The 16,143-nt window shown below is 36.5% G+C and carries 17 protein-coding genes and 1 other RNA gene; 16 read left to right on the top strand and 2 right to left on the bottom strand.

The features are described from left to right. The first annotated feature begins 58 nt into the window (after nucleotides 1-58). The 6 genes from X953_RS19515 to nth all read left to right on the top strand — a co-directional run bounded on the left by X953_RS19515 (nucleotide 59) and on the right by nth (nucleotide 4,666). Nucleotides 59-235: a YpmA family protein gene (locus tag X953_RS19515; protein ID WP_019378402.1), complete on the top strand. Its 177-nt coding sequence runs from the start codon at nucleotides 59-61 to the stop codon at nucleotides 233-235. Then, nucleotides 198-731: a DUF5590 domain-containing protein gene (locus X953_RS10410; RefSeq protein ID WP_040955511.1), complete on the top strand. Its 534-nt coding sequence runs from the start codon at nucleotides 198-200 to the stop codon at nucleotides 729-731. Before X953_RS19515 ends, X953_RS10410 begins: the two co-directional genes overlap by 38 nt. 17 nt (nucleotides 732-748) lie before the next feature. Further along, a complete protein-coding gene (locus tag X953_RS10415) occupies nucleotides 749-1,939 on the top strand; it encodes a pyridoxal phosphate-dependent aminotransferase (protein ID WP_040957081.1) in 1,191 nt (396 codons plus the stop codon). Nucleotides 1,940-1,950: 11 nt separating this feature from the next. Beyond that, on the top strand, nucleotides 1,951-3,243 hold the full coding sequence (gene asnS / locus X953_RS10420) for an asparagine--tRNA ligase (protein ID WP_040955512.1): 1,293 nt from the start codon (nucleotides 1,951-1,953) through the stop codon (nucleotides 3,241-3,243). 96 nt (nucleotides 3,244-3,339) lie between these two features. Then, a complete protein-coding gene (locus tag X953_RS10425; RefSeq protein WP_040955513.1) occupies nucleotides 3,340-4,017 on the top strand; it encodes a DnaD domain-containing protein in 678 nt (225 codons plus the stop codon). 1 nt (nucleotide 4,018) lies between these two features. Then, on the top strand, nucleotides 4,019-4,666 hold the full coding sequence (gene nth, locus X953_RS10430; RefSeq protein ID WP_040955514.1) for an endonuclease III: 648 nt from the start codon (nucleotides 4,019-4,021) through the stop codon (nucleotides 4,664-4,666). A gap of 65 nt (nucleotides 4,667-4,731) precedes the next feature. On the opposite strand, the gene X953_RS10435 is transcribed toward nth, so the two are convergent. Both X953_RS10435 and recU read right to left on the bottom strand, forming a co-directional pair. Next, nucleotides 4,732-7,461 carry a transglycosylase domain-containing protein gene (locus X953_RS10435; RefSeq protein ID WP_040955515.1) on the bottom strand — a complete coding sequence of 910 codons (2,730 nt, stop codon included), beginning with the start codon at nucleotides 7,459-7,461 and terminating at the stop codon, nucleotides 4,732-4,734. Between the two features lie 17 nt (nucleotides 7,462-7,478). Then, nucleotides 7,479-8,069 (bottom strand): Holliday junction resolvase RecU, encoded by a 591-nt coding sequence (gene recU, locus X953_RS10440; protein ID WP_040955516.1) that lies wholly within the window; start codon nucleotides 8,067-8,069, stop codon nucleotides 7,479-7,481. Between the two features lie 126 nt (nucleotides 8,070-8,195). Between recU and X953_RS10445 the strand changes: the two genes are divergently transcribed. The 10 genes from X953_RS10445 (at nucleotide 8,196) to X953_RS10485 (ending at nucleotide 16,101) form a co-directional block, all read left to right on the top strand. Next, the gene (locus tag X953_RS10445; protein ID WP_052350110.1) at nucleotides 8,196-9,152 is read left to right on the top strand and encodes a DUF2515 family protein; all 957 of its coding nucleotides are present in this window, start codon (nucleotides 8,196-8,198) and stop codon (nucleotides 9,150-9,152) included. A gap of 408 nt (nucleotides 9,153-9,560) precedes the next feature. Then, nucleotides 9,561-9,782, top strand: a complete 222-nt coding sequence (locus X953_RS10450; protein WP_040955517.1) for a hypothetical protein — start codon at nucleotides 9,561-9,563, stop codon at nucleotides 9,780-9,782. A 67-nt stretch (nucleotides 9,783-9,849) separates the two neighbouring features. Continuing rightward, a complete protein-coding gene (locus X953_RS10455; RefSeq protein WP_040955518.1) occupies nucleotides 9,850-10,200 on the top strand; it encodes a DUF1798 family protein in 351 nt (116 codons plus the stop codon). Nucleotides 10,201-10,272: 72 nt separating this feature from the next. Continuing rightward, on the top strand, nucleotides 10,273-10,674 hold the full coding sequence (locus X953_RS10460; protein WP_040955519.1) for a cytidine deaminase: 402 nt from the start codon (nucleotides 10,273-10,275) through the stop codon (nucleotides 10,672-10,674). Between the two features lie 166 nt (nucleotides 10,675-10,840). After that, nucleotides 10,841-11,158, top strand: a complete 318-nt coding sequence (gene gpsB / locus X953_RS10465) for a cell division regulator GpsB (RefSeq protein WP_040955520.1) — start codon at nucleotides 10,841-10,843, stop codon at nucleotides 11,156-11,158. A gap of 84 nt (nucleotides 11,159-11,242) precedes the next feature. Then, an RNA gene (gene rnpB, locus X953_RS19520) (RNase P RNA component class B) lies at nucleotides 11,243-11,621 on the top strand. A gap of 192 nt (nucleotides 11,622-11,813) precedes the next feature. Further along, a complete protein-coding gene (locus X953_RS10470; protein ID WP_040955521.1) occupies nucleotides 11,814-12,947 on the top strand; it encodes a class I SAM-dependent RNA methyltransferase in 1,134 nt (377 codons plus the stop codon). Nucleotides 12,948-12,955: 8 nt separating this feature from the next. Next, nucleotides 12,956-14,455, top strand: coding sequence for a carboxypeptidase M32 (locus tag X953_RS10475; protein ID WP_040955522.1), 1,500 nt, complete (start codon nucleotides 12,956-12,958; stop codon nucleotides 14,453-14,455). A gap of 36 nt (nucleotides 14,456-14,491) precedes the next feature. Then, nucleotides 14,492-15,577, top strand: a complete 1,086-nt coding sequence (locus X953_RS10480) for a type III polyketide synthase (RefSeq protein ID WP_040955523.1) — start codon at nucleotides 14,492-14,494, stop codon at nucleotides 15,575-15,577. Next, a complete protein-coding gene (locus X953_RS10485) occupies nucleotides 15,577-16,101 on the top strand; it encodes an isoprenylcysteine carboxyl methyltransferase family protein (RefSeq protein ID WP_040955524.1) in 525 nt (174 codons plus the stop codon). The genes X953_RS10480 and X953_RS10485 overlap by 1 nt, the downstream gene beginning before the upstream one ends. The last annotated feature ends 42 nt before the right edge of the window (nucleotides 16,102-16,143 follow it).

A 16,143-nucleotide genomic window follows, 5' to 3' on the forward strand; every position in this document is an offset into this window, starting at 1 on the left:
AGCAATATGAATAACAAATTTTGATAAAACAAGAATTACATTACTGAAGGAGGTTAAGATGGATAAGCATAAAAATATTGAGACATTGTCTACAGTGAAACTAAATTATTCATCAGATCTTTATAAAATAGTTGATACTTTAAATCGGACATTAAAATATCAGGATCTCATGTTCGGTTTATCATTGGATGATAAAGATGAAGATAAGGCGATCTTTACAATTTACAAGACATAGCTGGTTTGTTTGGACCATGCTAATATTTTTAATCGTAATTATTTCTTGTTTTATTTACCTATTATTTTTATATCTTGATCTAAAGGATAGCAAAACAGAGGGCTTTGCAGATACAAAACAACAAATTCTTCAGGCAACTTCTATAGAGGAAATTGATAAAATTAACAAATTTAACGGGGAAGAAGCATACCACGTTATATTTGGAACAACAGATAGTGGTAAGAAACAAATTATATTTTATCCACTACAAGGCAAGAAAAAAGACCTTACAACTATAGATCAATCAGACATTATTGCAGAAGAGGCAATCATAGGGGAGTGGAAACAGCAATGTTCCAGCTGTGAATTTATAAAAATTACTCCAGCGTTAGTAAATGATAAGCCGCTTTGGGAACTTACGTATAGAGATGAATCCGACAGGTACGTGTTGGATTATTTATCCATCTATGATGGTTCCCGCTATGAACAATATCGTTTTAAACAAATGTTTGAATAGAAAGGTGATCAGATATGATTGATTTAGCAAAGAGAGTAAATACGTTAACACCATCCACTACATTAGCAATCACAGCAAAAGCAAAGGAATTAAAAAAACAAGGGCATGACGTTATTGGTTTAGGCGCTGGTGAACCAGATTTCAACACTCCGGAATATATTCTTGAAGCTGCAGAAAAAGCTATGCATGATGGGCTAACTAAATATACTCCATCAGGCGGTGTAGCCGAATTGAAAGAAGCTATTATTAATAAGTTTCAAAAAGATAATAATCTGCAGTACACTGCTGAAGAAGTTATTGTTACTACAGGAGCGAAGCATGCTTTATATACTCTATTTCAAGTAATACTAAATGAGGGAGATGAAGTAATTGTACCAGCTCCTTACTGGGTGAGTTACCCAGAACAAATTAAACTTGCAGGCGGGAAACCAGTTATTATTTCCGCTAAGGAAGAAAACGAGTTTAAAATTACGCCCAAAGCTTTAGAAGAGGCAATAAATCCAAGTACGAAAGCAGTTATTATTAACTCTCCAAGTAACCCTACAGGAATGGTGTATAATGAACAAGAATTAAGAGATCTTGGAGAAGTTTGTATAAAACATGACATTCTTATTGTTTCTGACGAAATATATGAGAAGCTGTTATACACTGGAGATGCTCATGTCTCTATAGCACAATTGAGCCCCCAACTAAAGGAGCAAACAATTGTCATTAATGGTGTTTCTAAATCTCATGCTATGACAGGTTGGAGAATTGGATATGCAGCAGGGACAAGCAAAATAGTTAAGGCAATGACAAATCTGGCATCCCATTCAACATCTAATCCCACTTCGATTGCACAGTATGCTGCTCTGGCGGCCTATTCTGTCAATGAAGACCCTGTTAAAGAAATGAAGAAAATATTTGCTGACAGATTAGATCTTCTGTATAAATTACTTGTAGATATTCCCGGGATAACCTGTGAAAAGCCAAAAGGTGCTTTTTATTTATTTCCTAATGTGAAAGAAGCTGCTACTAATAATGGGTTTAAATCAGTAGATGATTGGGTCAGTGCTCTTCTTGAGGAAGAAAAAGTAGCTTTAGTACCAGGTTCAGGTTTCGGTTCCCCAGATAATGTGCGTTTATCCTATGCTACATCTACAGAAGCATTGGAAGAAGCTGCTAATAGAATTAAACAATTTGTATCAAACCATTCAATTAAGAACTAGGAGGACTTCTTTTGAAAACAACGATTTCACAATCACCACAATTTATAGACCAGACTGTAACTATTGGAGCATGGTTGGCTAATAAACGATCTAGCGGTAAGATTGCTTTTTTACAGCTACGTGATGGTACTGGTTTTATCCAGGGAGTAGTAGCTAAAAGTGATGTTAGTGAAGAAACGTTTCAGTTAGCGAAAAATATGAACCAGGAATCATCCATGTACATAACAGGGAAAATTGTAGAGGATACTCGTTCACCATTTGGCTATGAGATGCAAGTAAGCAGTATTGAACTTATTCACGAGGCTAACGACTATCCAATTACACCGAAAGAACATGGGACAGAATTTTTAATGGATCACAGACATCTTTGGCTACGTTCAAAAAAACAACATGCTGTAATGAAGATCCGTAATGAAATTATTCGTTCTACCTATCAATTCTTTAATGATAACGGATATGTAAAAATTGACCCGCCAATTTTAACCGGTTCTTCAGCAGAAGGGACTACAGAACTGTTTCATACAAAATACTTTGACGAAGAAGCATATCTATCACAAAGTGGACAACTGTATATGGAAGCTGCCGCAATGGCTTTTGGTAAAGTATTCTCTTTTGGACCAACATTCCGCGCAGAAAAGTCAAAAACGCGCCGGCATCTAATTGAATTTTGGATGATCGAGCCTGAGATGGCATTTGTTGATCATAACGAAAGCCTTGAAATACAAGAACAATACGTTAGTTTCGTGGTTCAAAGCGTATTGGAAAATTGTAAGCTTGAATTGTCGGTATTGGAAAGAGATACAGCAAAACTGGAAAAAATAAAAGCACCATTTCCAAGGATTTCTTATGACCATGCCATTGAACTCTTAAAGGAAAAAGGATTTGACGATATAGAATGGGGAGAAGACTTTGGTGCTCCACACGAAACAGCTATCGCCGAAAACTTTGATCAACCCGTTTTCATCACAAATTATCCTGCTGAAATAAAAGCATTTTATATGAAGCCTGATCCGGACAGAAGTGAAGTTGTATTATGTGCAGACCTTATTGCCCCAGAAGGATACGGAGAAATTATTGGTGGTTCTCAGCGAATTGATGATTTAGAATTAATGAAGGAAAGATATGAACAGCATGGTTTAACTGGCGAAGCATATGAATGGTATTTAGAATTAAGAAAATACGGCAGCGTACCACACTCAGGTTTTGGCCTTGGACTGGAAAGAACAGTTGCATGGTTATCAGGAGTAGACCATGTCAGAGAAACAATACCGTTTCCAAGACTTTTAAATCGCTTATACCCGTAATTAATAATTACCTATGATGGAATCCTCTGCTTTTAAGCAGGGGATTTCATCTGCTTATCCGCCATTTCGTGATATACTAAGAATGAGGTGTTCTTTGTGACAAAATACGTTTCTTTTCAACAAATTATAAAAGATCAATTAAACGTCCCTGTTCAGCTTTTAACTTCGTATGTCAAATTAGGGTTGACGGAGACGGATATGGTGCTAATACTGCAGATTCATCGTTTTGCACTTGAAAACAACAATTTCCCTACCCCTGATGAACTTTCAGCACACTTAAGTATCGATGAAAAGGAATGTGCTAACATTTTGCGTAAGCTTATTCAAAAAGATTTATTGCTAATTGAACAACTGAAAAATAGCAAGAATCAACTTACTGAAGCATATAGCCTTAACCCCCTGTGGGAAAAGTTATTTAAAGAAGAAGAAGTGGAGGAGAGGCATGAAGACGGTACGATTTTCATCCTCTTTGAACAGGAGTTTGGCAGGCCGTTATCCCCGTTTGAAATAGAAACAATTAATACATGGCTTGATCAAGATGAATTACCTGCTTCACTAATAAAAGCCGGTCTAAGAGAATCTGTGTTGATGGGGAAATTAAATTTCAAATATATTGACCGTATACTTAGAGAGTGGAAGAAAAAAGGAATACACACGGTTGAACAGGCAAGAGAAGCCAGCAAGAGTTTTCATTCCGCAACAAGGGGTCCAAAAGAGCAAACCAAAAAAAGAGATACATCCTTTTACTATAACTGGTTAGAGGGGGAGGATTAGTATGTTAAATAAAACTCAAATAAGGTTTTGTTTAGATGAAATGGAAAAAATGTTCCCCGAAGCAGCATGTGAATTACAGCATAGTAATCCATTTGAACTGGTAATTGCTGTTTTATTATCTGCACAATGTACAGACGTACTTGTAAATAAAGTGACTGAGGGATTATTTGAAAAATATAAAACCCCTGAAGATTATTTAGCTGTATCTCTTGAAGAATTACAAATGGATATTAAATCAATAGGCCTATATCGAAACAAGGCAAAGAATATTCGAAAGTTATGTGAGGTTCTTTTGGAGGAGTATAATGGAGTAGTACCTAATACAAAAGAAGAGTTAGTAAAGCTTGCAGGTGTAGGGCGAAAAACAGCCAATGTTGTGGCCTCTGTAGCTTTTGATGAACCAGCTATTGCAGTTGATACTCATGTGGAGCGTGTATCGAAACGACTTGGAATATGTAGATGGAAAGATTCTGTCATTGAAGTAGAAGAAACATTAATGCGTAAAGTCCCCAAAGAAGAGTGGAGTGTAACACATCATCGCATGATCTTTTTTGGAAGATATCACTGTAAGGCAAGGAATCCTAACTGCTCAGAATGTCCGCTATTAGTTGTCTGTCGAGAGGGTCAAAAAAGAATGAAAAAGCGTTAATGATAAGTTAATTATTATAACAAAGAGGTAAACGCCTAATTGGCGTTTACCTCTTTTAAACTATCTTATTCTTCGTTTTGCCCTTCTTCTCCAGATTCTTCTTCATTGCCTCCATTATCCTGTTCTTCCTGAGAATCTTCATTTCCATTCGTTTCTTCATTTTGGCTCTCTGGTACAGTAAGTTGTGTACTTTTCGGCTCACCCTTCACCCCTTGGTTTGCACCTTCTTTCCCAATAGGTGTTACCTGAATAGTGTAAGATTGACCAGGAGAGGCACCTGATATCTCTATTCCATTCGATTGAACCGATTGTGTTTGACCGTTTACGGATACTTCAAAGGAAGCAGGCGGACCATTGTAATTCCAAGAAACATCAATGATGGAATTTCCTTCGTTATATTTTGCGCTTAGTCCACTCACAGCAGGAATATCTTCAGCATTTTCTTCCTCTTCATTTTCCTCCGTGTCTTCATCTTCCTCTTCTTCGCCTTCGTCCGTTATTTTGATGCTTGTAGTCACAGGTTTACTCTTCATGGAACTAGATTCACTGCTTACCGCGACAACCTGGATTGTATATTCAGCAGCTTGCTCTACTTCTGAAATCTGTATAGATTGATCTTCTGTAGATGAGAGACTTTGCATTTCTCCTCCATCAACACTTGTGCTAACTTCAAAATTTACTTCTTCATCTGAATCATAATTCCAATTAACATCAATCGTATTGTTATCTTTATCGTACGTTGCTTTTAAGTCGCTGACAGGATCCAGTTCATCGAATTTCTCGGATGTTTTCTTTGGTTCTGTTCCCTTTACAAACAATTCCTTTACTATTTGAGAACTTGGCGTATAGTCACTTGGTAATCTTGCTGGTTGTGAGCCTTTTTCTACACCTACTTCAACAACAGAGTTAGGTTTTTCAAAATCGGCTGTTTCTTTATCTTTGGAAATCTCTGTCATTGTATTTTTAAATAAAGCATGTGGTATTTTGGTATCTGGTAATGTTTTATTGTAATCATTATAACCGGTCCATATAGATATCGTATAATTTGTTGTATACCCACTAAACCATGAATCTGGACTGCCTTCTAATTCTGTGTGGTTTGTAGTACCTGTTTTTCCGGCTACGTGGAGTCCTGGAATGTTTGCCTCTTTTCCTGTTCCTTCAGTCATTACACTTTTCAACATATCTGTTACCATGTATGCTGTGTAATCAGACATTGCAGCCTCAGGTTTAGGTTGTAACTCAACTACCTTACCATCCGGAAATTCAACTTTCGTTACAGCATATGGTTCATTATAGATCCCTTCATTACCAAATGCTCTGTAGGCACCAGCTAATTGAAGAGGGGAGACTCCGGTACCTGTCCCGCCAATAACATCACGAATATCTATCTGGTTATTGTCAAATTTATATCCAAGACCTTCTCCGAATTCTTGTGCTTTATCAAGACCTGTTTCTTTTGCTAATTTAACAGCAGGCACATTCAATGACTGAGCAAGAGCATACCTTGCCGACATCCAACCACCATATTGTCTATTCCAGTTCCTTATTGGAGTTTCAACACCTTCATCATATGGCTTGTCATCATTAATTTGATGATAGGTGGATATCTTATCATATTCAATTGCTGGTCCATAAGATAAAATAGGTTTTGCCGTGGATCCAGGCTGTCTGTTTAAATCAATGGCATAATTTAATCCGCCAGCCTTTTCACTGCGATTACCTCCAATTGAACGTATTGCGCCAGTTTTGGTGTCAAGAACTACCATACCCGCCTGCATTTCGTCATCGGGATAGGAAATAGGACTATTTGCTTTATCTTTTAATAAAAATTCAACGTGTTCCTGGATGTTTTTATCCAATGTTGTGTGAATTTTTAAGCCATCTGTATCGATGTCTGCTCCATCTAACTTTTCACTTACTTCTTTTCGGACTTGATCTAGAAAAGCATCATATTTAATGGAGTCTGGCTTGGACTCATTCAATAAAGACGGAATATCCACTTTTCGCGCTTCATCTGCTTCTTCCTGAGTTATTTTATTATGTCTGACCATTAACGTCAGGACAGTATTCATTCGTTTCTTTGTTAGATCAGGATTTTTAAACGGATTATATGCTGTTGGTCTCTGTGGAAGACCAGCTAAAATTGCTGCTTCAGGAAGAGTCAGCTCACTTAGATCTTTCTTGCCAAAATAAACATCAGCTGCTCTTGCTACACCATATGCATTACTTCCATAGAATATCTTGTTTAAGTACATTTCCAATATTTCTTCTTTGGAATACTTTCTCTCAAGCTTCAATGCAAGCCATTGTTCCTGTACTTTTAATCTAATCTTTTTTTCAGGTGAAAGGAAGGATTTTTCTACAACCTGCTGGGTTATTGTACTAGCACCTTCAGAACCAAATCCATTTGTGAAGTTTGCGATAACAGCTCCACCGATTCTCCGTAAATCAATACCAGCATGTTCAAAAAATCTCGCGTCCTCCGTAGCAGTTACTGCATCGACTAAAATTTGTGGTAAATCATCATGTTCGATTTTTGTCCTTTTTTGGTCACCAGGTGTAGCGAAAACATCACCATCTTTATCTAATACCTGGGAAGCAAGGGGATCGGATAATTTTGAAGCATCAATATTTGGGGCAGTTACGATCCAGTAAGTGCCTACTGCTGCCACTCCCACACCAATTGCTAAAACAAATAGCAAAGTAGCAATTAATATTTTTTTCCATATCGGTTTATTTTTTGTTTTCTTTTGTTTTCTTCGTGCTGTACGAGTTTGGCTGTTATCTGCCATAGCTCATTCCTCCGTCTCTAAAAATAAAGCTTATCTATTGTAGCTAAGTAATCAATTCTTGCTTGATAATGAAAAGGAATCAGATACCCTTCCTTTGCTATTACACTATATGGGATGGATTTTTTTCCTCCAGCTAGCATTTCTCTCCAATAATAAAAAAGCTTTTCGGCTTCTAGGAGATATGTTTCGTGATACATGGAAAACCGAATGAGGAGAAAACATATTCCGCCATGGTCGGTTACTGATTTCATATGTTCCATTTGATGTTCGTGAATGTTTGCCAGGGGAAATAATGTTTTATTTCTTGTTTCTTTTGCCTCGAAATCAATGTGTTTATTTTTATAAACTCCGTTATAATCGGTTGTTGAAGCCTGTTTGAAATATGCCTCAGTAATTACAGCAGCACTTCGTTTAGGATAATTCACTTTAACTATTTGCACAGGGGTAGGCTTTTTATGAATTATAGCTTTATTACTTTCCAGATAAAATTTATTAGTAGCATTGATGTCTTCTTCTAGTGTCATTCCACGGTTACTAAACACATTTCCCATCTTAGCTTGTATCGTATTATGAGATGTGTTAAGTCTCTTTCCATTTGGATACTTCAAACATGTTTCCTCCTTGATATTACTGTATCACACTATAAGAGCAGATGAGTGATAATAAATTAGAAGTATAAACTTCCTTCCTTATACAGATAGTTAAATATAAACGCTAATAAAGGAAGAGAAGAAATGAATCTATCACTGCAGGATATTAATCATCTTCATTATATAACAAAAATGACAAGGAAGCATAATACGGACAACATATCTCGTACAAAAGCCTATTTAAATTACTATTTCGCACATCCGGAAATCAAATGGTCATTTCTTGCTAGTATGGTCTCAAGGAATGCTGGTTATAACATGACCGATTTATGGCTTCCACCATTTATCAATATGTTAAATGAAAAGGAACGTACCCGCATGTTTATAACTTATGAACGTGCTAATTGGCTTATATTCTCTGATGCCTATCCTCAGTTACTGACATATGAGCTCTCCTCTTTTTTAAACAAACCAATGTTTTATTTGTTAAAAAACTTCCATGTTTCACAATTTATGATTAATGAATGGGAAAGTTTCTGGAATACCAACAACGTTAATCGATTGGTAAGAGCGTTAATTGTAAATGAACAAAATGTGATACAAGCTCCTGTAATAAAGCAGTCTTTTTTCCGTAAGCATGTATTTACCAGTTTACCTTATTTACTCCAGGATTTTTTAATGATGAATGCTGCAGTTTTTCCTACATTTTCAGGTGTCTTATACGGTATCTATGTGCATGACTTCTCGAACGTGTCTAAAAGAATTAGGATAGGTAAACAATTAGCCACCATTCTTTTTACACCAAGTATCTATCACCAAGTAATCAATTTTGCAAAGAAGTGTGAGCATACAGGATCAAGAATGGATTATGAGCAATTTATTAATGTGAATTTGCCTGTTGCTCCATTGTTGAGATCGGTTTATCCAGTAATTGAACATCAGGATATCATTCGTCGAGATTGGTTTAATTGGGTCGGTATAAAGAAAAAATGGTTGGAAGAAGAGAACGTGGAAGTAAAGGAGATTGGTAAATCCTTTTATCGAAAAAGAGCAATGTTGTATGCTTATTACCATCTAAAACAAACAGTCAAACATCAATAAAGTAAATATATATAATTCCAGTACACGGAAGCTTCAACTTAAAGGTATTAAGAGCACTGACATACGAAACTGGGAAAAACGATTTATACATTTTATAAACAAGAAAAGGATCTGCCATAGCAAATCCTTTTCTTTTCTTCTATTATTAAGTGGAAGGACGATTCGGGCCAGCTAACTTTTTGTCTCCATGTTTAAGCGACTTTGATTGAATGGTTTCTGCTGTTTTATCAGGCTTTTGTTTTTTACTCATAAATAAACCCTCCTTTTGTGTGTAGTATGTCTCAATATGGAAGAAAAAATGAAATAAATCACTTGTTTTGTAAGCTTTCTTCTACTTTTGTCGAAGCAGAAGGTTTAACCAAGGCCGATCGCGAATTAATATAAAAAAGCAAGGAGAGGGTGGGGAAAATGGGTTTAGCCATGTTAAAAAATGATCGAACAAGGAATGGTATAGATAAAAAAGGGACCGAAGAATCATTGCAACATATGTTAGATCAATTACGTTTGTTGGATCAAAAATTAACGACAAGCATAGATAGTGAGGTATGGAGTTGTTTTCAAGCACATTATAAAGAAATAAGCAAAACAAAAAAATTTATTAGAGATACAATAGAATGTTATCATGATTAATGCTATTTAAAACATAAAATGGTAAAGTAAAGAAAAGAAGAATTCTATAAAGGACGGCTAAACGTATATGGATTTACAAGATATAACTAAAACACTAAAACATCATTTAATACTTCTGAAAAACAAATATGAGATGAACGAGCCTCCTGCTAGCATGAGGGACAAATCATTCTTTCAGCAGGTCAAGGAAGAAACAACCCCTATATATGATTTACTTGAAGAGTGGGAGGCATTAGGTTTGCAAACTGTCAAAGAAAGGAAAGTGAATGTACACCCACACCAAATTACATCCACGAAGGAAAATATGGAATTGCTCCTCATGCATAGCTACTATGTCGATGTTAAAAGGAAAAGATATATGGAACTTTACAATTCAATCACTTATATCTTTGATCAACTTATAGAGGAACTTCAATAGATGGTTGAAACCGCTTTACATTCACTTTGATTTCGCATATAATATCTTTCCACACGTTGAGGAGGAATATAGATGTATAGAAAACAGTTGATTGAAAAAGCAATAAAAATTAAGGAATGTGCTTATGTACCATACTCTAAGTTTCAGGTTGGGGCGGCTCTTCTTACTGGATCGGGAAGAATTTATACAGGCTGTAACATTGAGAACGCTGCGTATCCTGTAAGTTGCTGTGCTGAACGTGTCGCAATATTTAACGCAATTTCTAATGGGGAAAAAGAATTTAAGGAAATGGCGGTTGTTGCAGATACCCAAAGACCTGTACCACCATGTGGCTCATGCAGACAAGTAATGAGCGAATTCTTTTCTTCTGATATGCGCATCCATTTGACTAACCTGGAGAACGAAGTGAAAACTGTTACAATGGAAGAATTATTGCCATTTTCCTTCCAACCATCAGATTTACATAATAACTAGCACATAAATTTTAAGTAAAGGAAGCTGATCTTTTTCAGGTTCCTTTTTTAATGGTATACTATAGCTAATTAATAAATATAATTGGTAACTACAGGTATTATAATTTAAATTGACTTTACGTTAGAAATTTGAAAAAATGAGCATGTGAATATGAAGAGGTGATTAAATGAGTGTAAGTAGAGTACAATTAAGTGGGAAAGATATACTTGAAAAAGAATTTAAGACAGCGATGCGAGGTTACAATCAAGAAGAAGTAGACGAATTCCTTGACTCCGTGATTCAAGACTATGATACCTTTAACCAAGAGATAGAGAGGCTACAACAAGAGAATGAACGATTGAAGAAAACTTCCCAGGACCAAACGAGAACCAGATCTTCTGTACAGCAAAATACACAAGTAAACTATGATGTATTGAAGAGACTCTCAAATCTAGAAAAAGCAGTTTTTGGAAAGAAATTTAATGAATCGGATAGTGAAATGTAACACGTTGGATAAGTGCTGGTAAGTTTTTCCATCTGTTGAACTCCATTTATATCTATGGTAAACTAGTCAGTAGGAAAATGTTAAATACTCAGGTGATCGCTGTATTTATAATACAGAGGAAAGTCCATGCTCACACAAACTGTGATGTTTGTAGTGTTCGTGCTTGACGAAATCATAAGTCAAGGTAACCTTAAAGGTTAACGGCAGGAGACATCCTAAGTCACATGTAGTGATACGGATTTATCCTTGAAAGTGCCACAGTGACGTAGCCGGTTTGGAAACATTCCGGGTGGAACGAGGTAAACCCCGCGAGTGAGCAACCCAAATAATGGTAGGGGCATCTTCCAGTAGGGAAACGAACCGAAAGAAGGACAAGTATACACTTGTAGATAGATGATCACATCCATATGTACGAGATTGACCATCGATTGCAGTACATTGGTACAGAACATGGCTTATCGAGTATTTAACGGTCTATTTATATGTAAATGAGAACCCTTTTTAGCTTAAATGCTAAAAAGGGTTTTTTGTTATGTCATGGTTTTTACATAACTTATTGAAATGATAGATGGTTATGTTTTCATATTTAAGAAAGGATTATGATAAACTAAAGCTAATCTAGATACACTACTTTAGAAACGAAAGGAATTATTAAATGCGAAATGTAACATTAATTGCTACTGCAGCAATGGGCTTAGAGGCTGTTGTAGCTAAAGAAGTAAAACAACTTGGATATGAAGCAGAAGTAGAAAATGGAAAAGTAATTTTTGAGGCTCCGGTCTCTGCTATCCCTCGTTGTAATTTGTGGCTACGTACTGCTGATCGTGTTCGGCTGCTTGTCGGAAAATTCAAAGCAGTAACCTTTGATGAGCTTTTTGAGTCTGTGAAGTCCTTGCCTTGGGAAAGTTTTATTGCAGAGGACGGGCAATTTCCTGTCACAGGTAAGTCTGTAAAATCCAAGCTTTTTAGCGTATCTGACTGCCAGGCAATTACTAAGAAAGCAATAGCTGAACGTCTGAAACTAAAATATGGTGTTGTATCAAAAATGAACGAAACTGGTGCTATGTATAAAGTTGAAGTAGCTTTATTAAAGGACGAAGCAACATTAACCTTGGATACTTCTGGCGCTGGACTCCATAAGAGGGGCTATCGAGTGGGCCAGGGAGAGGCACCATTAAAAGAAACAATGGCTGCTGCTCTTGTTCTCCTAACTAACTGGAAACCAGAGTACCCTCTCATTGATCCTTTCTGTGGTTCGGGGACTATTCCCATTGAGGCTGCGTTAATTGGTCAAAATATCGCTCCCGGTTTCAATAGGGAGTTTACTTCTGAAAATTGGGGCTTTATTAAAAACAAATACTGGCAAGAAGCTTTTGAAGAAGCGGAGGATAAAGCAAGTTATGACCAAAAGCTTGATATCATTGGTTCAGATATTGACCACAAACTGATCGGTATAGCCAATGACAATTCGATAGAAGCTGGTCTGGGTGACCTTATTTCTTGGAAGCAGATGCAGGTTAAAGATCTATTTATTAGAAAAGAGAACGGATATATTATAGGAAATCCACCATACGGACAACGACTTGGCGACAAAGAAACAGTGGCGGATATCTACCGAAATTTAGGATTAATTATGCGTAAGCATCCGAGCTGGAGTGTGTATATTCTGACTGCATACGAAGAATTTGAAAAAGAATACGGCGAGAAATCAACCAAAAAGAGAAAGTTATTCAATGGGTTTATCCGAACAGATTTTTATCAATACTTCGGTAACAAAATAAAGGAGTAGTTTGTAATATGAATAATAGGGAATTATTGGAAAAAGATTTCAAGAACTTATTGGGTGAATTAAATTCTTACAACGAAATGCTCGCTCTTGCACAATGGGATATGCGAACAAAGATACCCAAAAAAGGATTAGATCAACGTTCGGAAGTTGTTGGGTTTCTTGCAGAAAAAGCACATCAGCTTGAAACCTCCGAGAAAATGAAGTACTTCATAGACATGCTGAAAGAAGAGACGGAAAACGAAATTATCGAAAAAGCAGTGCTTGAATGTGAAGAAAATTATGTGAGAAATAGCAAAATACCTCGGGAAGAATACAAAAATTATGTTATGCTGCAATCAAAATCAGAAGCAGTTTGGCAAGAAGCAAGGGAAAAGGCGGATTTCACTTTATTTCAGCCTTATTTAGAGAAATTAGTTGAGTATAACCAAAGATTTGCTACTTACTGGGGCTATAAAGATCATATCTACGATGCGTTACTGCACAACTTTGAACCAGGCATGACCACCGAAACGCTGGATCGTGTTTTTCCTGACTTAAGACAAGCAATTAGTTCCCTAGTAACAAAGATTAAAGATAGTTCACTAAAACCGGATTCCTCTATCCTTCATTCCCATTTCCCTAAGGCCGCTCAAGAGGAATTCAGTAAGGAAATTTTAAACAGAATGGGTTACGACTTTATGTCAGGTAGACTAGATGAAACAATCCATCCTTTTGCCATTACTTTAAATTTAAATGATGTAAGAATTACTACCAGATATGACGAGAGCGATTTCAGGACCGCAGTTTTTGGCACAATCCATGAAGGTGGACATGCACTTTATGAGCAAAACATTAGTAAAGAGCTTGCTTCTACACCGCTTGCTACAGGAACTTCCATGGGAATTCATGAATCACAATCCTTATTTTGGGAAAACTTTATAGGAAGAAGCAAAGCTTTTTGGAGTAGTCACTATGAATTATTTAAGTCGTTTGCTCCAGCGTCGTTTCAAAAAGTTCCTTTAAATGAATTTTATCAAGCGATTAATGAAGTAAAGCCATCCTTCATTCGAATTGAGGCAGATGAATTAACATACCCTCTTCATATCATGCTCCGTTATGAATTGGAAAAGCTTTTATTAAATGGGGACATTAAAGTTAGCGACCTGCCAGATTTATGGAACGAGAAAATGCAGGAATATTTGGGTATTAAACCACCCACAGATAGAGAGGGAGTATTACAGGATATACACTGGGCAGGAGGAGACTTTGGATATTTTCCTTCTTATGCTCTCGGGTATATGTACGCTGCGCAATTTAATCACACTTTATCGCAAGAGGTTAATGTAAGTGAAACGATTTCCGCTGGAAACTTCGGCTCTATTAAGTACTGGCTAAATCAACATATTCATCAATACGGAAAAACGAAAAAGCCTCTTCAGCTCATAGAAGAGGTAACTCAAGAAAAATTAAACCCAGTTTATTTAATTAATTATTTGACACAAAAATACACAGATATTTACAGGCTTTAATTTATCATCTTTACCTAACGTTAGGAGGGTGAGTTCATGACATATATCTGTTCAACTGGAATTGGTGTACCTAAGTACGAAATAGGGCAAGGTGATATAAAAAAACTCGTACAAGAAATCTTTGTTTCATCCGATAAACGTCTATCAAGGTTATTGTCTGTTTTTGATAATGCACAGGTGGAGAAAAGGCAATTTGTGGTTCCAGCCACTTGGTTTAAGGATGATCATTCATTTAAAGAACGAAATGATTTATATCAGGAATTGGCTCTTCAATATTCCCTTAAAGCGATTGATGATTGTCTTACAAATCAGCATTTCTTGCACAAAGAGATTCCTTATGAGGCAATAGATATGATTATATTTGTCTCAAGCACTGGAATCTCAACACCTTCTATCGATGCTCACCTTATTCACGAACGCCCTTTTAGAGAAAATATCAATCGGTTGCCTATTTGGGGGCTGGGCTGTGCAGGGGGAGCTATCTCTTTATCACGGGCACACGATTGGATAACTGCTAATCCTGATAAAACAGTATTAATAGTATGCTGTGAGTTATGTAGTTTAACCTTTCAAAAAGGGGATTTGAAGAAAAGCAATATTATAGGTAGTGCATTATTTGGGGACGGAGTTTGTGCGACGTTGGCAGTCGGGAAAAACTCACCCTACCTCTCCTACCGGAAGCATGTCTCGCCAAAGTTACTTAATTATAGTGCGTCAACAAAGAAGGGAAGCGCCTCGGTAATGGGGTGGAATGTAACAAACAGTGGATTGGAAGTCGTTTTTTCAAAAAGCATTCCTTCTTTGGTTCATTCCTTTTGGGAGAAGCACATAAATAGCTTTTTGAAAGAAAATAATATAACTGAAAAGCAAATTAGTTCTTTTATTTCTCATCCGGGTGGAAAAAAGGTGTTAGAGGCAATGGGGGAAGTTTTAAGTACGACAAGTAATAAACTGAAACATTCCTATAAAATCCTCTCCGAACATGGAAATATGTCCTCCCCAACTGTCTTATATGTTTTAAGACAGTGGATGATGGAGGGGAATAACCGAGGAGAGAAAAGTATAATTTCTGCATTAGGACCTGGTTTCAGTTCAGAGCTTATCTTAATGGAGTGGAAATAATGGAGCTATTATTCATGTGGGGGCTTTTGGTCTTCATTGTTATTCAACGGCTTATGGAGCTGAAAATTGCTAAAAAAAACGAGTTATGGATGAAAGAGAGAGGCGGAGTGGAAAGGGGAAGAGGGCACTATAAATGGTTTGTCATTGTGCATGGTTTATTCTTTATATCTATCGTTATAGAATTTAGTTATCGTGGTTTCCCCACAGAACAATTCACATTTGTTCTGTTTACTTTATTTGTTTTTACCCAATTAATTAGAATATGGTGCATACGATCATTGGGTAAATTTTGGAATACGAAAATAATTATATCTCCTGGATTTTCACTTGTTAGAAAGGGACCCTACAAATATGTGAAACACCCTAATTACATTATTGTAGGTATTGAACTATTCATTATACCTCTTCTGTTTGGTGCTTATGTAACCTCGGTGGTATTCCCTATTTTGCATGTATTATTACTTTTCGTTCGAATTCCAGTTGAAAACAGAGCATTGGTGGAAGCGTACCATGTTGAGAAATAAAGAAAGAAGAGGGAAGCTTAAAGACTTTCCTCTTCTTTTTGT

Source organism: Virgibacillus sp. SK37 (assembly GCF_000725285.1).
Taxonomy (GTDB): Bacteria; Bacillota; Bacilli; order Bacillales; family Amphibacillaceae; genus Virgibacillus_Q.

What these genes read in the sequence shown, in the direction of transcription:
- X953_RS19515 (WP_019378402.1), top strand. Translation starts at nt 59, where the DNA reads ATGGATAAGCATAAAAATATTGAGACATTGTCTACAGTGAAACTAAAT.
- X953_RS10410 (WP_040955511.1), top strand. Translation starts at nt 198, where the DNA reads ATGAAGATAAGGCGATCTTTACAATTTACAAGACATAGCTGGTTTGTT.
- nth (WP_040955514.1), top strand. Translation starts at nt 4,019, where the DNA reads ATGTTAAATAAAACTCAAATAAGGTTTTGTTTAGATGAAATGGAAAAA.
- X953_RS10435 (WP_040955515.1), bottom strand. Translation starts at nt 7,461, where the DNA reads ATGGCAGATAACAGCCAAACTCGTACAGCACGAAGAAAACAAAAGAAA.
- X953_RS10445 (WP_052350110.1), top strand. Translation starts at nt 8,196, where the DNA reads ATGAATCTATCACTGCAGGATATTAATCATCTTCATTATATAACAAAA.
- X953_RS10450 (WP_040955517.1), top strand. Translation starts at nt 9,561, where the DNA reads ATGGGTTTAGCCATGTTAAAAAATGATCGAACAAGGAATGGTATAGAT.
- X953_RS10455 (WP_040955518.1), top strand. Translation starts at nt 9,850, where the DNA reads ATGGATTTACAAGATATAACTAAAACACTAAAACATCATTTAATACTT.
- X953_RS10460 (WP_040955519.1), top strand. Translation starts at nt 10,273, where the DNA reads ATGTATAGAAAACAGTTGATTGAAAAAGCAATAAAAATTAAGGAATGT.
- gpsB (WP_040955520.1), top strand. Translation starts at nt 10,841, where the DNA reads ATGAGTGTAAGTAGAGTACAATTAAGTGGGAAAGATATACTTGAAAAA.
- X953_RS10470 (WP_040955521.1), top strand. Translation starts at nt 11,814, where the DNA reads ATGCGAAATGTAACATTAATTGCTACTGCAGCAATGGGCTTAGAGGCT.
- X953_RS10475 (WP_040955522.1), top strand. Translation starts at nt 12,956, where the DNA reads ATGAATAATAGGGAATTATTGGAAAAAGATTTCAAGAACTTATTGGGT.
- X953_RS10480 (WP_040955523.1), top strand. Translation starts at nt 14,492, where the DNA reads ATGACATATATCTGTTCAACTGGAATTGGTGTACCTAAGTACGAAATA.
- X953_RS10485 (WP_040955524.1), top strand. Translation starts at nt 15,577, where the DNA reads ATGGAGCTATTATTCATGTGGGGGCTTTTGGTCTTCATTGTTATTCAA.